Below are 15,678 nucleotides of genomic sequence, written 5' to 3'. Positions count from 1 at the left end.
CGATTGACGGGCGCTGATCATTCCCGGACCCCTGCCTCCCGGTGCCGCCAGCCTAGCGAGGGCCCGCAGCGAGCCGGTGGAGGGGTGGCGTGCCGCGCCACCGAGCGGTCAGGGCCACAGCCTGCGGCGGCGGAGCACCGTTGCCAACACCTCGATCGCGTCGGTGACGATGCCGTCGACCCCGGCATCGATGAGGTGCTCCATGGTGGCCTCGTCGTTGATGGTCCACACGTGGACCTGCTGGCCGCGGGCATGCGCATTGGCGACCAACTGCTCGGTGAGGGTGGGCACCCGTACCGGTCCGATCCGGTGGCTCTGGGGGATCTGGAAGGCGTCGCCAGCGGGTGGCGCCAGCCGAGGCGCCACCGGGAGCCATGCGGCGTACGCGACCCCGATCGGCCCGACCGATGTCGCCACCTGGGGCAGCAGCCGGCGGAACTGTCGCAGTCGGGCATTGGAGAAGGCGCCAACACAGACCCGGTGCTCGGCGCCGAACCGGCGGATGACCTCAGCAACCGGCGCGACCGCACCGGCGGCTTTCAGGTCAATGTTGAACCGGGCCTGGGCACACTCCTCCAGCGCCTGGGCCAGGGTCGGCACCGGTTCGGAACCCACCCTCGCTCCCGTCAGCTCGGCATCGCTCAGGTCAGCGATCGCGCGGCCATCGGCCAGCGTGGGGTCGTGGTGGATCCACACGGTCCCCTCGGCGCTGGCGTGGACGTCGGTCTCGAGATGTGTGTAGCCGAGATCGACGGCGGTCCGGAACGCCGCCAGCGTGTTGGGGCGGCCGCGATTGGGACCGTACGCCGGCCCGCCCTGATGGGCGAGCGCGACGAAGGGCGCGTCGAAGTAGGGCTTCACGGGGCCAGCCTAGAGGCGGGCCCCGGTGTCACCCGATGGCCCTCTCAGTCGTAGAAGACCTCGACCTGGGCGCCGAGAGCGTTGAGGCGGTTGGGCAGGTCCTCGTAGCCGCGGTTGATGACGTACACATCACGCAGCACCGAGGTGCCGCGTGCTGCGAGCGCCGCCAGGAAGAGGCACACCGCGGGGCGCAGCGCCGGCGGGCACATGATCTCCTGGCCCCGCCAGCGGGTCGGGCCGGTCACCACGATCCGGTGCGGGTCCAGCAACTCCACCCGGGCGCCGAGCCGGTTCAGCTCGACCAGATGGATCGCCCGGTTCTCGTACACCCAGTCATGGATCATGGTGCGGCCGTTGGCCGACGCCGCAATGACCGCGAAGAAGGGCAGGTTGTCGATGTTGAGGCCGGGGAAGGGCATCGGGTGGATCTTGTCGATCGCCGCGGTCAGATCACTGGGATGGATCGTCAGGTCCACGAGTCGGCACAGGCCGTTGTGGCCGGTGTACTCCGGGGTCATGTGATAGCGCAGCCCCATCTCGGCCAGCACCGCCAGCTCGATCTCGAGGAACTCGATCGGCACCCGGGTGATGGTCAGCTCGGACTCGGTCACCACTGCGGCGGTGATGAGGCTCATCGCCTCGATGGGATCCTCGCTGGGCCAGTATTCGACATCGGTGTCGACCGACTCGACGCCGGTGACCTCCAGGGTGGTGGTTCCCAGCCCCTTGATCTGGACGCCGAGCTCGATCAGGAAGGCGCACAGGTCCTGCACCATGTAGTTGGGCGAGGCGTTGCGGATGATCGTCGTGCCCGGCGACATCGCCGCTGCCATCAGGGTGTTTTCGGTGACGGTGTCGCCGCGTTCGGTCAGCACGACCTGACGGGTTTCGCCGGCGCGGCTGGTGTCCACGCTGGCGCGGTAAAAACCTTCGGTCGCCAACACCTCCAGGCCGAAGCGGCGCAGCGACTGCAGGTGGGGCTCGATGGTCCGGGCGCCCAGGTCGCAGCCACCGGCGTACGGCAGCGAGAACTCCTCGTAGGAGTGCAGCAGCGGGCCCATGAACATGATGATGCTGCGGGTGCGCCGGGCGGCGTCGACATCCATCGCCGCCAGATTGAGCTGAGCGGGGCGCTGAATGGTGAGCTGGTCACCGCTCCACTCGTAGCTGACGCCGATGCTGGACAGCACCTCGAGGATCCGGTTGACCTCTTCGATCTTGGCGACGCCACGCAGTACGGTGCGGCCCTTGTTGAGCAGGGAGGCGCACAGCAGCGCAACCGCGGCGTTCTTGGATGACCGGACTTCGATGCTGCCCGACAGCTGGTGACCTCCGGTGATGCGCAGATTCATCGGGCCGCCGGGACCCGGCGTGATCAGCGGCGCCTGCAGTGCAGTGGCGATCCGGTTGATCATGTCGAGGCTCACATTCTGCTTGCCGGCCTCGATCCGCCCGATCGCGCTCTGGGAGGTCGAGAGTTGATCGGCCAACTCCTGCTGCGTGAGGCCGCGCTGTTTGCGGGCCTCCCGGATCAGGGTGCCGATGGCGGCGGGAGAAGTTTCAGTCGTCGTCACCCCTCGACATTAACTCACACATGAGATGTACTCAACTGGCATCGGGGTGTGTCGGGGCTGACGATGCCGTGCCCGAGGGGTCGTCGGAAGCCACTAGAGTGAGGGCCATGACCGCACACTTTGACGTCGTTGTCCTGGGCGCCGGCCCGGGTGGATACGTAGCCGCCATCCGCGCTGCTCAGCTCGGGCTGAAGGTTGCCATCGTGGAGAAGCAGTATTGGGGCGGCGTGTGCCTCAACGTCGGCTGCATCCCGTCGAAGGCGCTGCTGCGCAACGCTGAGTTGTCGCACATCTTCACCAAGGAGGCGAAGACCTACGGCATCGAGGGCGATGTCAGCTTCGACTTCGGTGCAGCGTTCAAGCGCAGCCGTGGCGTGTCCGAGCGCATGGTCAAGGGCGTGCACTACCTGATGAAGAAGAACAAGGTCACCGAGTACAACGGCTGGGCCACCTTCACCGACGCGAAGACGTTGCAGGTGGAGACCGACAAGGGCAGCGAGACCCTGACCGCCGACAACGTCATCATTGCCGCCGGCGCCACCACCAAGATGCTCCCCGGTGTCGAACTGAGCGACCGCGTGGTCACCTATGAAGAGCAGATCATGACCGACAACCTGCCCGAGTCGATCATCATCGCCGGCTCCGGTGCGATCGGCATCGAGTTCGCCTACGTGCTCGCCAACTACGGCGTCGACGTCACCGTGGTGGAGTTCCTGGACCGGATCGTCCCGACCGAGGACGCCGAGATCTCCGCCGAGCTCGCCAAGGCGTACAAGAAGCTCGGCGTGAAGCTGATGACCTCGACCGCCGTGCAGGGTGTCAAGGACACCGGCAGCTCGGTCGAGGTGACCGTGAAGCCCGCAGCCGGCGGCGAGGAGCAGGTCCTGACCGCCGACAAGTTCCTTTCCGCGGTCGGCTTCGCGCCGCGTCTGGAGGGTTACGGCTTGGAGAACACCGGCGTCGAGACCACCGAGCGCAAGGCCATCGCCATCGACGAGCGGATGCGCACCAATGTCGAGGGTGTGTACGCCATCGGTGACGTCACCGGCAAGCTGATGCTGGCCCACACCGCCGAGGCCCAGGGCGTGGTTGCCGCCGAGACCATCGCCGGCGCCGACACCCAGTCGATCAACTACGACATGATCCCACGGGCGACCTACTGCCAGCCCCAGGTTGCCTCGTTCGGCTACAGCGAGCAGCAGGCCAAGGACAAGGGCTACGACGTCAAGGTCGCCAAGTTCCCCTTCAGTGCGAACGGCAAGGCCCACGGCCTGGGAGACGCGACCGGCTTCGTGAAGGTCGTCGCCGATGCCGAGCACAACGAACTGCTCGGCGCCCACATGATCGGTCCCGAGGTCACCGAACTGCTGCCCGAGCTGACGCTGGCGCAGATGTGGGACCTCACCGCCGACGAGGTGGCCCGCAACATTCATGCCCACCCGACCCTGTCCGAGGCCCTGAAGGAGGCCGTCGAGGGGATCGCGGGCCACATGATCAATCTGTGATGCGTACGCCCACTCAGCCGGGAGGTGCTCCCGGCCCCGGGGGCTGCAGATGCGACAGGTAGCGGCAGCGGCAGTGGTGCGCGACGGTCGGGTGCTGGCCGCCCGGCGCGTCGGCCCACCGGCCGTGGCCGGGCTGTGGGAGTTCCCCGGCGGCAAGGTCGAGTTGGGGGAGACCGCTCGCGCTGCCGCCCAGCGCGAACTCCAGGAAGAGCTGCGGCTCCAGGTCGAGGTGCACGCTGAGTTGCGCCCGGAAGTGGGGACCTGGTGGCAGATCAACCCGGGCCTGCGGCTTCGGCTCTACTGGGCCACCACCTCCGGTGAACCCGATCCGACCGGCTCCCACGACGAGATCCGATGGCTGGCGGTCGACGAACTGCACGAGGTGGAATGGTTGCCCGCCGACCACGTCATCATCGAGCAGATCCAGCGCACCGGGCTGCCCGAATCCGGTCGGGACTGACCCGGCGTACGCCCCTGCCGGGCATTGTCGACACGCCGGACTTTGACTCTCCTCGAGCGATTTCGTAGGCTCGAAAAACGTATTCTGGCCCCGCTGCCGCCATGGTGGCGAGCCTGGGGTCTTGACATCTCAGGCGGATCAGGGTGCCTGGCGGACAAGTCATGATGACCCCCGCCCGATCGGATCGACCTCCCCAAGGAGTCGTTTGCACATGCCGTCTCGTTCGCGGATCATCAAATTTTCCGCCCTGTTGGCTGCGCTGATGATGATGTTGTCAGCCTGCTCCACAGCCCAACCTGGCGAGGGGGGAGACGAACCAAGACTGATCGAGGACGGCAAACTGGTCGTGGCGATGAGCGGCGAGTATCGCCCCTTCAGCTACTGGGACGGCGGCCAGCTCACCGGCTTCGACTACGAGATCGCTCAGGCGCTCGCCGATGAGATGGGCCTGGAGTTGGTCGCGGAGACCGCCGGCTTCTCGACCCTGGTCGAGGGCACTGCGTCCGGCCGCTACGACATGCTGGTCGCCTCGACCACGCCCACTGAGGAACGCGCCCGTCAGGTCGACTTCGCCAACGGCTATTACTCCTCGGGTGCTCAGCTCTATGTGGCTGATGGCCAGCAGTGTGAGTCCATCGAAAGCGTTCGAGGTGGCTCCATCGGTGTTGCCTCCGGCACCACCTATGAGACCTACCTGCGCGACAACGGCATCACCGACAACGTCCGCACCTATGAGTCGGACATCACCGCCCTGCAGGACGCGGCCACCGGTCGCCTGGACGGCGCGCTGACCGACCAGTTGGTCGGTGCCCACCAGATCGAGGAAGCCGGGCTCAGCCTGGTGCCCTGTGGTGACCGGCTCACGACCGAGACCCAGTCGCCTGCCGTTGCCAAGGGCAACCCACTGCTGGGCGAGGTCAACGTCGCGCTGCAGGCGATCATCGACAACGGCACCTATGCCGAGATCTCCACCAAGTACTTCGGTGAGGACATCTCCCCGCAGATCGACAATGCGCCGGTCGAAGAGGTCATGAATGCCGCTGAGGGCCAGGAGGGGCCCGGCTTCGGTGAGCTGTTCGTCAAGTACATCCCCACCTTCGTCAAGGCCGCCGGCCTCACGCTGGCGATCACCGCGGTCGCGCTCGTGATTGCGGTCGTGATCGGTGGTGTCATCGCCGCGATGAACATGAGCGGGATTGCGCCGCTGCGCTGGATTGCGACGGCGTACATCGGTCTGATCCGTGGTACGCCACTGATCGCCCAGCTCTTCGTGCTCTATTTCGGTCTCACCTCGTTGGTGTTGCTGTCGGGCTTCTGGGCCGGTGTGATCGCGTTGGCGGTCCACAACTCCGCCTACATCGCCGAGATCATCCGGTCCGGCTTCGGATCGGTGCCCAAGGGGTTGGTCGAGGCGTCCCGTTCGTTGGGTATGTCTCGTGGCCAGGCCCTGACCAAGGTGCAGGTCCCGCTCGCGACCCGGGCCATCCTGCCTGTGCTCGGCAGCCAGTTCATCATCGCGGTGAAGGACTCCTCGTTGGTGGCCTTCATCGGTATGGGTGAGCTCTTCCGGACCGCCCAGAACATGGCGGCAGCTGAGTACTCGCCGCTGTCGGCGTACCTGACGGTGTCGGTCTACTACCTCATCATCGTCTTGCTGCTGACCGGTGCGGTGACCCTGCTGGAGCGGCGACTCAACCTGAACAAGAAGGGAGCCAAGGCATGAGCGACAGCCAGACCATGGAGATTCTGGACGACACCAATGCCGATGGTCCGATCGTGGAGATGCGAGGGGTGACCAAGTACTTCGGTGACACCCTGGTCTTCGAGAACGTCGACCTGGACGTGGCCCGCGGTGAAGTGGTCGTGCTGGTTGGACCCTCGGGTGCCGGCAAGTCGACCCTGCTGCGTTGCGTCAACGGCCTGGAGCAGATCACCTCGGGCACCATCAACGTGGCCGGCCACGAGTTGGCCTATGACGAGACGCATCTCAACAAGATCCGGTCGCGGGTCGGGATGGTCTTCCAGCAGTTCAACCTGTTCCCGCACATGAGCGTGCTGCGCAATGTCACCATCGCGCAGCAGGAGGTGCTGGGCCGCAGTGAGGACGAAGCGGTGGCCAAGGCTGAGGAAATGCTGGAGCAGGTCGGGATGAGTCACAAGCGTGACGACTACCCCGGCAGCCTGTCCGGCGGCCAGTCCCAGCGCGTCGCGATTGCACGGGCGCTGGCGATGGACCCGGCGATGATGCTCTTCGACGAGCCCACCTCGGCGCTGGACCCGGAGTTGGTCGGTGAGGTGCTCGGCGTGATGCGGGACCTGGCCGATGCCGGCATGACGATGATCTGCGTCACCCACGAGATGCGCTTCGCTCGGCGGGTCGCCGACCGGATCGTGCTGATCGCGGACAAGGGCATCGCCGAACAGGGTGATCCCAACGATTTCCTCGACAATCCGCAGACCCAGCGAGCCCAGGACTTCCTGGCAAGTCTGGACGAAGACTGAGAATCAGCTTCATTCGAGCGCCGTCCCGGGCCCACCGGGGCGGCGTTCGCCTTTCTCATGGCAAGCTGGGCGGCGTGGAACGAGTCGAGCCGCTGGAGGCCCTTCAGGCATTGGCAGGCGACGACCCGTGGATGCGCTGGGTGCCCACCGATCCGCTGGTGGCCTATGTCCATGCCGGAGTCGCGATGATCCTGCGCACCGGACGCCGCCGAGGCTTCTGGATCGCGCCGTTGCGGCCAGGGCCGGTCGACTTCGCCGAGGAGGCACCCCGGGTGCGCGATGCAATGACCGAATTGGCTGGCTCCGGCCTGCTGGAGGAGTACGCCTCGGAGTCGATCTCGGCGCCGCAGGAACATGCCCAGTTGGCGCACGAGACCCTGCCGATCAGCGACCAGGGCGCTGGCTGGGAGTGGATGTCGACCCAGTCCGTTCCGCCCGCACAGCCGGGAGAGGAACGCATCGTCGAGCTCGACGACATCCGTGACGCCGAGGAGATCGACGCCTTCAGCCGCACCCACAATCCACGCGCCTGGGCTCAAGCTGGCACCGGGGTGATGGACCACTGGGTTGGCATGCGCGGCCCACGCGGTGAACTGCAAGCGGTTGGGGGAGCCGAACACGAGAACTCCGGAGCGCCGCATCTGGCCGGGATCGTGGTGGCCGCCGACCTGCGCGGCCGCGGTCTCGGGGCGGCCATCACCGCCCACCTCACCCGGGCGGCGATTGCCGGGGCCGGGGTCAGCACGCTGGGAATGTACTCGGACAATGCTGCGGCACGGCAGCTCTACCAACGGCTGGGGTACGCCTCGAATCGGGCCTGGCACAGCCGAGGACTGGAGCGGTGATGCGCGCCGCAGCCGCGGTGCTCGCAGTGGTCGCCGGCGTACATCTGGTCGCCCAGATCACCGGCTACCAGCCCCTGATCGATCTCAGCCACGTGATGCTGGTGCCCGCGACCGGCTGGCTGCTGTGGACCGGGACCGCCGCGCCACGCGGCGTACTGGTGTGGCTGATGTTTGCCGGTTTGGGGCTGTCGTGGTTGGGCGATGCGGTGCCGCGATTGTTGTCAGGCGAGGCGGCCTTCTTGGCGATGCTGAGCTTCTTCTTCGTGGCTCAGCTGGTCTATGCGGTGGCGTTCGCGCCCTATCGAGCTCGATCCGCCCTCACCAGGCCGGCCTGGATGTTGCCCTACGTCGGCGGCGCCGTTGTGATGATCTTGTTGTGCGCATCGGCGACCGGGCCATTGTTGCCGGCGTTGATCGGATACGCCGCTGCCATCATGGCGATGGCGGACCTGGCGACTGGGTTGGGCCACCGGGCTGCGCTGGGCGGCGGGCTGTTCGTGGTGGCGGATGCGCTCATCGCACTCGAGGTGTTTGATGTGTTGGCGCTACCCGGGCACGGATTCGTGGCGATGGCCTGTTACATCGGGGCGCAGACCTTGCTGGTGCTGGGAGTCAGGGATCAGTGGTCGCGGAATCGAGCCGCCGCACCCGGGATGCCGGCGTACCAGAACGAGGAGTATTCGCCCCGGGAGTCCGGCCGCGGGTAGGGTCAAGTCTGTTGAGATTTCAACCATCGGACCTTGCCCGAGAAGGAGCGGACCATGACGGACCCTTGGCAGCTGTTGGCCGACTGCGACACGGTGCTGGCGGTCCACGCCCACCCTGACGACGAGACTCTTGCCACCGGTGCATTGTTGGCAGAACTCGCCACCCACGGCGTACGCGTGGAGTTGCTGACGGCGACGCACGGTGAGGCCGGGGAAGTGGTACCCGGGGTGATCGAGGACCATGACCAGCGGTCCTTGGATGAGGTCCGTGCCGCAGAGATCGATCAAGCAGCGGCCGCGTTGGGGCTGGCGGACCGGCATGTCCTGGGTGACGGGGTGGCCGTTGCTGAGGGTGCCGAACCGTCGATCTATCGTGACTCCGGCATGACGTGGGTCCGGGAGGGCCTGGCTGGTCCGGATCCCGATGCCGGGGCTGATGCCTTCACCAAGCGCAGTCCCTCCGAGGCGCTGGCCGACCTCGCGGCGGTGATTGCAGCGGTCGAACCGGATGCGATCATCAGCTACGACGACGCCGGATCCTACGGCCACCCCGACCACGTGCACACGCGGACGGTGGCGCTGGCCGCGGCCCAAGCGGCCGCGTTGCCCTTCGTCGAAGTTGCCAGCAAGGACCATGATCCGCGCTTTGAATGGCGCGACCATCCGGGATCGCTGGATGCCGTCACGGCTGCCCTGGCGGCGTATCGGACCCAGCTCACCGTCGAGAAGAACCTCACCGAACCGCCCAGTGGGCTGTTGGTACGCCACGTCGGCGGGCAGCTGCAGGAGATCTGGATGCGGACGGGGCTGCGCGTCGTCACCTGACGGCGTCCTCCCGACGCCGTCACGATCGATGGCTTGATCGCCGGCGCCGCACTGAGGGGTGGGGCCGTTCGGCGTACGGTGGCCCGCCGGTCAGGCGACGTCGCGCAGGCGTAGCAGTCTCGAGCCGGAACCGACGATCAGGTCGGCCCCCACGACGGCGCCGCCGGCCCGCAGCGGCTCGCTGGGGACGGCAATCAGGGTGGCGGTGTCGGTGGTCAGGTCGAGCCGGATCACAGCGTTGCTCTGGATGACGAAGGCGTGGGCGCCGTGGCGGATCAGCGCGTTGACCCCCAGGTTGCCGTGAGCAGTCCAGTCGCTCGTGGTCAGCACACGCTGGGCGCGTGGGTCGACGTGGGCATGGTGTCCGTCGGAGCTGACCAGGTGCACGGTGTCGTCGGGTGCGACGACGAGTTCGTTCCAGGACCGTACGCCGGGGACCGGCCGCCAGTGATGGGTCACCGTGCGGGAGGTCCAGTCCAGCAAGAACACCGAGCCGGTGTCGCCGACCGGGTCCGCTCCGCCGGGAGTTTCGATGCTGGTGGCGCCGACCACCGTGCCGTCGCCGAGCACGCCCAGCGCGACCGGTGATTCGTCCGGCGCGACGTCGGTGTGGGGGAGGAGGACGGTGTGATCCTGCAGGCTGCTGCCCGGCGGGGGCAGCTGGTCGGCTGGCACGGCGGTGATGGCGATGCCACCGCCGGTGTCGCCGTAGCCGCCGTATCCGGACCACACGACATGGTCGCCATCGGGGTGGGCGAGGATCGCCCGGGGGCGGTGGACCTCCTCGAAGCGCGCCAACTCGATCGGATTCTCCCCGGCCACGATCGGGCGGCGCGGGTCGTACAGATAGAACATGCCGCCGGCGTACGCCGCCCCGGCCAGCAGCTCGCCGGCCTGGGCCCAGGCGCAGATGTTGCCGACGCCCCGGATCGCATCGGAGCCGTGGTCGATGACCGGCCGGCCGTCCCGCCAGGTCCATAGCCGGCTGGGATGATTGGTGGTGCCGACCACCCCGCCGTCGGGCGTGGCGGTGAAGGGCGAGAGGTTGGCGCCGGCACTGGTGTAGGGGAGGTCGAGGGTGCGCTGCTCGCCCTCGATGGTGACCACCAGGCGATGGTCGGGCAGCTGGATGTCGACAATCTCCCACCGCGGCTTGACCCGGGCATGGATCCGGCGAAAGCCGGCGCCGGCGACGATGGACTCGGCGACCTGATCGGCGCCGATCGGGGTCATGGCGCCGTGCCGTAAGCGGAACCACTCGTGCTCGCCGGTGGGGTGCAGGGTCACCGAATCGCTGTGTCCATACACCTGGCCGTCCCGACCGAGGTGGACGTAGCCGCTTCCCTTGACCCGGTCGGCGTCGGCCAGCAACGACCGCCGCTCGCCGGTAGCGGGGTGATAGGCGATCAGGTCCTTGCGGTGGGTGCCGAGCCCGGCGTACAGCCAACCGTCGGTGCCGAAGGCGAGGTGCGAGACGTAGTGCTCGGTGGTGCTGATCCGGGGGTGCTCGGTCGTGGTGTCGGTGGCGGGGTCGTGGCAGAACAGCCGGGTGCTCGGGTAGGTCGCAAACCAGATCCGGCCCTGTGGATCCACCGTCATGCCCATCGCCAGGATCGCCTCGTCATCGCAGGGGGAGTGGGTACGAACGGTCAGGGCGAACGGATCCACCTCCACCAGCAGGTGGCCCGCCGCCGCCCAGAAGCGACCATCGGTGCCGCCGACCGAGATGAAAGGATCGTCGGCGCCGTGTCGTTGCCAACGGACCTGGTCGACGGCGCCGGTCATCGGGTCAACGATGACGACGCTGCTGCGGGCACACAACACCAGCCGTGCCTCGCCGGCGGGGTTCGTGCAGATCGCTCCGGTACGCAGCTCGTCGGCGTGGACGGCGATGCCCAGATCTGTCACGCCCAGATTTGTCAGGGAGGTGGGATCGGTTGCCGAGTTGGCGGCCATCGGTGGTCCTTCGTCGTGGCGCCGCCTTGCCGCAGCGCCTGTGCTCCCGGAAGGGTAGCGGGATCAGGCTGAGCGGGTATCGATGTCGAAGCCGGCCGGCGTGGCGGCCCTGCGCTATCGGATCACCGTGAAGGCAGGGTTGATCCTCACCCAGGGCATCATGTCGGGGCCGACGGCCTCGTGGATCGCGTCCACGACATCGCTGGTCGCGAGGAAGACGTCGACCTCGATGCCGGGGCCGCCGTCGGTGGTCGAGCCGCCCATGGACAGGACGATGTCCTGCTCCATCAGGGGCAACAGCCGGTCCATGGCTGCCCTGATGTCAGTCTTGCTGGGCCCGGGGAGCTCGCCCACGCACAACAGTCCGGGGTAGAACTGGCGCATCCAGTCCTCCCATTCGGCGGGGTCGCCGATGACCGCGACGTTCACCACGTACGCCGGTGGGGCGCCGGTCAGCCAGAGCGCCTGGAATCCCTCTCGTTTGGCGAACTCGTCCTCCGGCGGCAGTGACCGGATGTCGGCGGCGGATCCGGACGGGGCCGCACACAGTTGCTCGGCGAGGCCGGAACCGTCGTCCCGCGGGGGCCCGGCCGGCTCGAGAGTCTCGATGGTCACCGTGGTGCCGTCCCAGACCCCGACGAACTGCGCGAGGCCCGAGCGCCATCCGTCGGCGGCGATGACTTCTTCGGGGACAGCCCAGTCGAAGTTGTCCACCGGCACGGTCTGACCGCATTCGCCCTGGATCAGGGGGGAGGGGCCAAAGCACAGCTGCACGGTTCGCCCTTGATTTGGAGGAACTCAGCCCGTCCTTGGATCCGGAGTGGGCCGCCCTCCGCAGGCGGCGGGGGCGGTTCGGCCGGACCGGGGTAGGCGGTCGGCTGCGGAAACAGCGCCACGAAGAGCAGGGCGACCAGGGCGGCGGCGAGACCGGGGGCCAGCCAGGCGGCGAGTGATGTGGTGCCGGTGCGTTCCGGCTCGGTGAAGGTGGGGGAGTCGTGGTCGTCGGGCATGGGATCTCCTCGGTGCCACCGGCGCTGGTGGCTGACGTCATCGTCGGGCGTACGCCTGGCGGTACTCTACCGCATGACGGAGGGATCGGAAGGGTGCGGCGTACGCCAGATGCAGCCGCGGGCCCCGCGGCTGACAACCTGCTTTACGCCAACACGCTGGCGTCACGCACAGGTTCTCGATGAGCCCACCTCGTCGCTGGATGCTGAAGTTGAGGAGAAGATCTTTGACACACTTCAGGCGGACAAGGGAGAGCGGATCACGTTGGTTGTCTCCCACCGGGCGGCGACCCTGGCCAGCATGGACGCAATCTACGTGGTTGGGGACGGTGAGATCGTCCAGTCCGGCACGTTTGATGAGCTCGTGACGGATCCCGATGGCGCATTCATGCGACTCTTCCGAAGGCAACTGGTGCTTGACCCCGCGACGAGTGAACCCGACTCGAGCTGACTGGGCGTCATGGGGCGCGACCGACTGGTCTGGTCAACCTGACCAGACCAGGGTAGGATGTCTGCATGGCAACAACGGTGAACGTGCAGGAAGCAAAGACTCGGCTCTCGGAGTTGCTGCGGGAGGTGGAGTCCGGGGGTGCTGTGATCATCGCGCGCGCTGGTCGGCCGATCGCTCAACTCGGGCCGGTTGAACCGCGAGGCCCGCGCTTCGGTGGCATCGTCCCCGATCTGACGGTTCCGGATACGTTTTTCGATGAGTTGCCTGCCGTCGAGCTTGACGCGTGGGAGTCAGAGTGAGAGTGCTGCTTGATACGCATGTCGTGCTCTGGCTGGCGGGAGATTCGGGCAAGGTGCCTGCTGGGGTTCAAGCCGCGGTCGCCGGTGCGGAGGAGCGCTGGGTCTCGAGTGCATCGGCCATGGAGGTCGCAACAAAGGCGCGGCTGGGCAAGCTCCCGCACGGACAGAGCGTCATCGCTGCATGGAGCCGTATCCTCGGGGCTTTCCGGGCCGAGGAGCTCTCGCTGAGCGCCGCGCACATGGCCCGAGCCGGCGGTCTTGAGTGGGCGCATCGTGACCCATTCGACCGCATGCTTGTCGCGCAGGCTCAGATGGAAGGGCTTCGGCTCGTGACCTCCGACACGCGAATGCTCAGGTTCGGTGATGTCTCAACACTCAAGTGGCGCTAGGCCGCTAGTTGTACTGACCGGAGACGTTGATTGAGCCTGCGGGGTCGTGAGCTTCCATCAGTTGGTGGGCGAGGTCATGGACACGCTGCACGGCTTCGGGTGGGTCGAGGACTTCGATGTGGTCTCCGAATTGGAGAAGTTGGCGAATGGACTCGATGTCGGGGTAGGCCACGGTGATGGTGAGCCACCCGTCGACGGGGATGGACACGTCAATCAGGCGGCTCCCGAGGATTCTGGCGGCGAGGTCCAGCCGGTTGGCGCGCAGGTGCGCGTGGATCTCCACGCTTGCATCGGTGGTGAACGCGCCGACCAGCTGATCCCAGACCTTCTGCAAGGACTGGCCGTGCCGCAACTCGGCTGGTTCGTCCATAGCCTTGTGTGTCACCAGGCGATTGGTGTTGAACATGCGCGGCGTGCCGTTCACGTCACCGACCAGATACCAGGCGGCCTGCTTGCTGACCAGCCCGTAGGGGTCGACCTGGTAGGTGTCGGCGGTGGCGTGTCCGCTGTGGCGGTAGGTGACGACTAGCCGGCGGCCTTGCCGGGCCGCACTCAGCAAGCTCGACAGGTCACGGGTCGTGGCAGGCGTGAACCATCCGGCAGGGTCGATCATCAGGACTTCGGACAGTGCCGGTTCGCCTGGGCCCGAGCGACGGGCGGCTGCTGTGAGCTTGGCGTGGGCGTGTTCACCTACCTCTCCGAGGCCAATCTGTGCCAGCTGGTCCGGGCTGAGACCGACGGCCGTGAGGAGCTGCAGCTCGGACGGTTCGAGCCGTGACAGGTCCAGACGGGATCGGGCGTCCAGCACGATCGCGCCATGGCGGCCGCGTTCGGCATGGACTGGGACGCCGGCAGCGGACAGGGCTTCAACGTCGCGCAAGATCGTCCGGCTTGAAACCTCAAAGCGGTCAGCGAGCTGCTGGGTGGTCATGCGTCCGTGCACTTGGAGTAGCAGGACGATCGACAGCAGACGAGAAGCCTTCATGGACTCATTCTCTCAAGAAACATGACAGCAACTGTCGTGTATTGGCGATTTGCTGGCGGAAGTTCACACGCCAGCTCAACCCTTGGAGACCCGCCATGACGGCACCCAACCTGTTCCTGACCTACGTGACCGACGCCCAGCGTTCTACCGCGTTCTACAGCGACCTGTTCGACATCGAGCCCACCTTCACCAGCCCCCGCTACGTCGCTTTCGAGGTCGCGCCCGGTGTCCTGTTCGCGATCTGGACTGGCCACAGTAACCAGTCCACGCCCGAGACGCCGCGCACCAGCGAGATCGGTCTCATGCTGCCCGGCGGAGGCGACGCCATCGACGAGGTCTACCAGCAGTGGCTGGCAAAGGGCGTTCAGGTAGTCGAGGAGCCCCATGACGACGTGTTCGGGCGAACCTTCGTGGTCGCCGACCCCGACGGCAACCTCATCCGCGTCAGTCCCGTTGACTGACATCTCACCCCATGCCCTACGTGGCGGCGAGTAGCAGCTCGCCGCCACGACTCTTTGTCGAGGAACCCATGTCACACCCCAATGCAGCCCTGACCCCGCGCCATCGTCTGATCGTCGCCCGACTGGTCATCGACGAGGGCTGGCCGATCAGCGAGGTCGCCGCCCGCTTCCAGGTCTCGTGGCCGACTGTGAAGCGCTGGGCCGATCGCTACCGGGCAGGCGAGCCCATGCAGGACAGATCATCCAGACCCCACCACTCGCCGAACAAGACGGGCAGGAAGACTGCCCGGCGCTGCATCAGCCTGCGACTGCGCCTTCGCGAGGGGCCGGTCCAGTTGGCCTGTCGGCTGGGCATCGCCCCGTCCACGGTCTCCACCGGATCCTGGTCGCCGCGCACCTGAACCGGCTGTCCAATGCCGACCGCGCCACAGGCGAACCCATCCGCCGATACGAGCACGAGCATCCCGGCGCCATGCTCCACGTTGATGTGAAGAAGCTCGGCAACATCCCCGACGGAGGAGGCTGGCGCTACGTCGGCCGACGTCAGGGTGGGAAGAACCGAGCTGCCACCCCAGACAAACCCCGGAACATGTACAGCAACCCGTTGATGGGCAGGGCCTACGTCCACACCGTCATCGACGACCACTCCCGCGTCGCCTACGCCGAGATCCACGACGATGAAACCGCCCCAACGGCCACGGCGGTCCTGGCACGGGCGGTCGAGTGGTTCAATGCCCGAGGCGTCACCGTTGAGCGGGTTCTGTCGGACAACGGCGACGCCCGTACGGTCCGCCGCCTGTCGACCCCGGCGGTACGGTGTGGATCAGGACCGCAATGGGGGAGAGGGCTCG

General features: G+C 66.9%; 17 protein-coding genes and 2 pseudogenes. 12 read left to right on the top strand and 7 right to left on the bottom strand.

The window, feature by feature from the left end; all coding sequences use genetic code 11:
* Positions 1 to 108: 108 nt before the first annotated feature.
* Together CGZ91_RS07210 and CGZ91_RS07205 are read right to left on the bottom strand one after the other, a co-directional pair.
* On the bottom strand, positions 109 to 861 hold the full coding sequence (locus CGZ91_RS07210) for a glycerophosphodiester phosphodiesterase family protein (protein ID WP_094453782.1): 753 nt from the start codon (positions 859 to 861) through the stop codon (positions 109 to 111).
* Between the two features lie 44 nt (positions 862 to 905).
* Complete coding sequence (locus CGZ91_RS07205) at positions 906 to 2,435, bottom strand: helix-turn-helix domain-containing protein (RefSeq protein ID WP_094453780.1); 1,530 nt, start codon at positions 2,433 to 2,435, stop codon at positions 906 to 908.
* A 107-nt stretch (positions 2,436 to 2,542) separates the two neighbouring features.
* Here CGZ91_RS07205 and lpdA point away from each other — a divergent pair, with 107 nt between their 5' ends.
* The 7 genes from lpdA to CGZ91_RS07170 all read left to right on the top strand — a co-directional run bounded on the left by lpdA (position 2,543) and on the right by CGZ91_RS07170 (position 9,279).
* Entirely contained in the window at positions 2,543 to 3,940 is a 1,398-nt protein-coding gene (lpdA, locus tag CGZ91_RS07200; RefSeq protein WP_094453778.1) for a dihydrolipoyl dehydrogenase, read from the top strand.
* Between the two features lie 49 nt (positions 3,941 to 3,989).
* On the top strand, positions 3,990 to 4,400 hold the full coding sequence (locus tag CGZ91_RS07195; protein ID WP_094449889.1) for a (deoxy)nucleoside triphosphate pyrophosphohydrolase: 411 nt from the start codon (positions 3,990 to 3,992) through the stop codon (positions 4,398 to 4,400).
* Positions 4,401 to 4,611: 211 nt separating this feature from the next.
* The gene (locus tag CGZ91_RS07190; RefSeq protein ID WP_094453776.1) at positions 4,612 to 6,123 is read left to right on the top strand and encodes an ABC transporter substrate-binding protein/permease; all 1,512 of its coding nucleotides are present in this window, start codon (positions 4,612 to 4,614) and stop codon (positions 6,121 to 6,123) included.
* Positions 6,120 to 6,902 (top strand): amino acid ABC transporter ATP-binding protein, encoded by a 783-nt coding sequence (locus tag CGZ91_RS07185; protein ID WP_324252653.1) that lies wholly within the window; start codon positions 6,120 to 6,122, stop codon positions 6,900 to 6,902. Before CGZ91_RS07190 ends, CGZ91_RS07185 begins: the two co-directional genes overlap by 4 nt.
* A gap of 74 nt (positions 6,903 to 6,976) precedes the next feature.
* Positions 6,977 to 7,747 (top strand): GNAT family N-acetyltransferase, encoded by a 771-nt coding sequence (locus tag CGZ91_RS07180; protein ID WP_094453774.1) that lies wholly within the window; start codon positions 6,977 to 6,979, stop codon positions 7,745 to 7,747.
* The gene (locus tag CGZ91_RS07175; RefSeq protein ID WP_094453772.1) at positions 7,747 to 8,454 is read left to right on the top strand and encodes a lysoplasmalogenase; all 708 of its coding nucleotides are present in this window, start codon (positions 7,747 to 7,749) and stop codon (positions 8,452 to 8,454) included. The genes CGZ91_RS07180 and CGZ91_RS07175 overlap by 1 nt, the downstream gene beginning before the upstream one ends.
* A gap of 54 nt (positions 8,455 to 8,508) precedes the next feature.
* A complete protein-coding gene (locus CGZ91_RS07170) occupies positions 8,509 to 9,279 on the top strand; it encodes a PIG-L family deacetylase (protein WP_094453770.1) in 771 nt (256 codons plus the stop codon).
* 90 nt (positions 9,280 to 9,369) lie between these two features.
* Here the strand turns inward: CGZ91_RS07170 and CGZ91_RS07165 are convergent, their stop codons facing one another.
* The 3 genes from CGZ91_RS07165 to CGZ91_RS07155 all read right to left on the bottom strand — a co-directional run bounded on the left by CGZ91_RS07165 (position 9,370) and on the right by CGZ91_RS07155 (position 12,245).
* Positions 9,370 to 11,235, bottom strand: coding sequence for an NHL repeat-containing protein (locus tag CGZ91_RS07165; protein WP_094453768.1), 1,866 nt, complete (start codon positions 11,233 to 11,235; stop codon positions 9,370 to 9,372).
* A gap of 114 nt (positions 11,236 to 11,349) precedes the next feature.
* Entirely contained in the window at positions 11,350 to 11,949 is a 600-nt protein-coding gene (locus tag CGZ91_RS07160) for a hypothetical protein (protein WP_144276828.1), read from the bottom strand.
* A gap of 29 nt (positions 11,950 to 11,978) precedes the next feature.
* Positions 11,979 to 12,245, bottom strand: coding sequence for a hypothetical protein (locus tag CGZ91_RS07155; protein WP_094453764.1), 267 nt, complete (start codon positions 12,243 to 12,245; stop codon positions 11,979 to 11,981).
* Between the two features lie 73 nt (positions 12,246 to 12,318).
* On the opposite strand from CGZ91_RS07155, the gene CGZ91_RS07150 reads away from it, so the two are divergent.
* From CGZ91_RS07150 to CGZ91_RS07140, 3 genes are all read left to right on the top strand, one after another.
* Positions 12,319 to 12,693 carry a hypothetical protein gene (locus CGZ91_RS07150; RefSeq protein ID WP_144276827.1) on the top strand — a complete coding sequence of 125 codons (375 nt, stop codon included), beginning with the start codon at positions 12,319 to 12,321 and terminating at the stop codon, positions 12,691 to 12,693.
* Positions 12,694 to 12,758: 65 nt separating this feature from the next.
* Positions 12,759 to 12,992 (top strand): type II toxin-antitoxin system Phd/YefM family antitoxin, encoded by a 234-nt coding sequence (locus tag CGZ91_RS07145; RefSeq protein WP_094453760.1) that lies wholly within the window; start codon positions 12,759 to 12,761, stop codon positions 12,990 to 12,992.
* 2 nt (positions 12,993 to 12,994) lie between these two features.
* Positions 12,995 to 13,381: a type II toxin-antitoxin system VapC family toxin gene (locus CGZ91_RS07140; protein WP_229116480.1), complete on the top strand. Its 387-nt coding sequence runs from the start codon at positions 12,995 to 12,997 to the stop codon at positions 13,379 to 13,381.
* A gap of 4 nt (positions 13,382 to 13,385) precedes the next feature.
* Here the strand turns inward: CGZ91_RS07140 and CGZ91_RS15060 are convergent, their stop codons facing one another.
* Both CGZ91_RS15060 and CGZ91_RS15055 read right to left on the bottom strand, forming a co-directional pair.
* A complete protein-coding gene (locus CGZ91_RS15060; RefSeq protein ID WP_456095295.1) occupies positions 13,386 to 13,664 on the bottom strand; it encodes a WCX domain-containing protein in 279 nt (92 codons plus the stop codon).
* A gap of 114 nt (positions 13,665 to 13,778) precedes the next feature.
* Positions 13,779 to 14,366 (bottom strand): annotated as a pseudogene (locus CGZ91_RS15055) (helix-turn-helix transcriptional regulator); the annotation flags it as partial.
* Positions 14,367 to 14,461: 95 nt separating this feature from the next.
* Between CGZ91_RS15055 and CGZ91_RS07130 the strand changes: the two are divergent.
* Together CGZ91_RS07130 and CGZ91_RS07125 are read left to right on the top strand one after the other, a co-directional pair.
* A complete protein-coding gene (locus tag CGZ91_RS07130; RefSeq protein WP_094453754.1) occupies positions 14,462 to 14,827 on the top strand; it encodes a VOC family protein in 366 nt (121 codons plus the stop codon).
* 68 nt (positions 14,828 to 14,895) lie between these two features.
* Positions 14,896 to 15,608 (top strand): annotated as a pseudogene (locus tag CGZ91_RS07125) (helix-turn-helix domain-containing protein); the annotation flags it as partial.
* Positions 15,609 to 15,678: the final 70 nt, after the last annotated feature.

The organism is Parenemella sanctibonifatiensis (genome assembly GCF_002250565.1).
Taxonomy (GTDB): Bacteria; Actinomycetota; Actinomycetes; order Propionibacteriales; family Propionibacteriaceae; genus Parenemella; species Parenemella sanctibonifatiensis.
The sequence above is the reverse complement of the archived record's forward strand: the minus strand, read 5'-3'. Positions and strand labels throughout refer to the sequence as shown.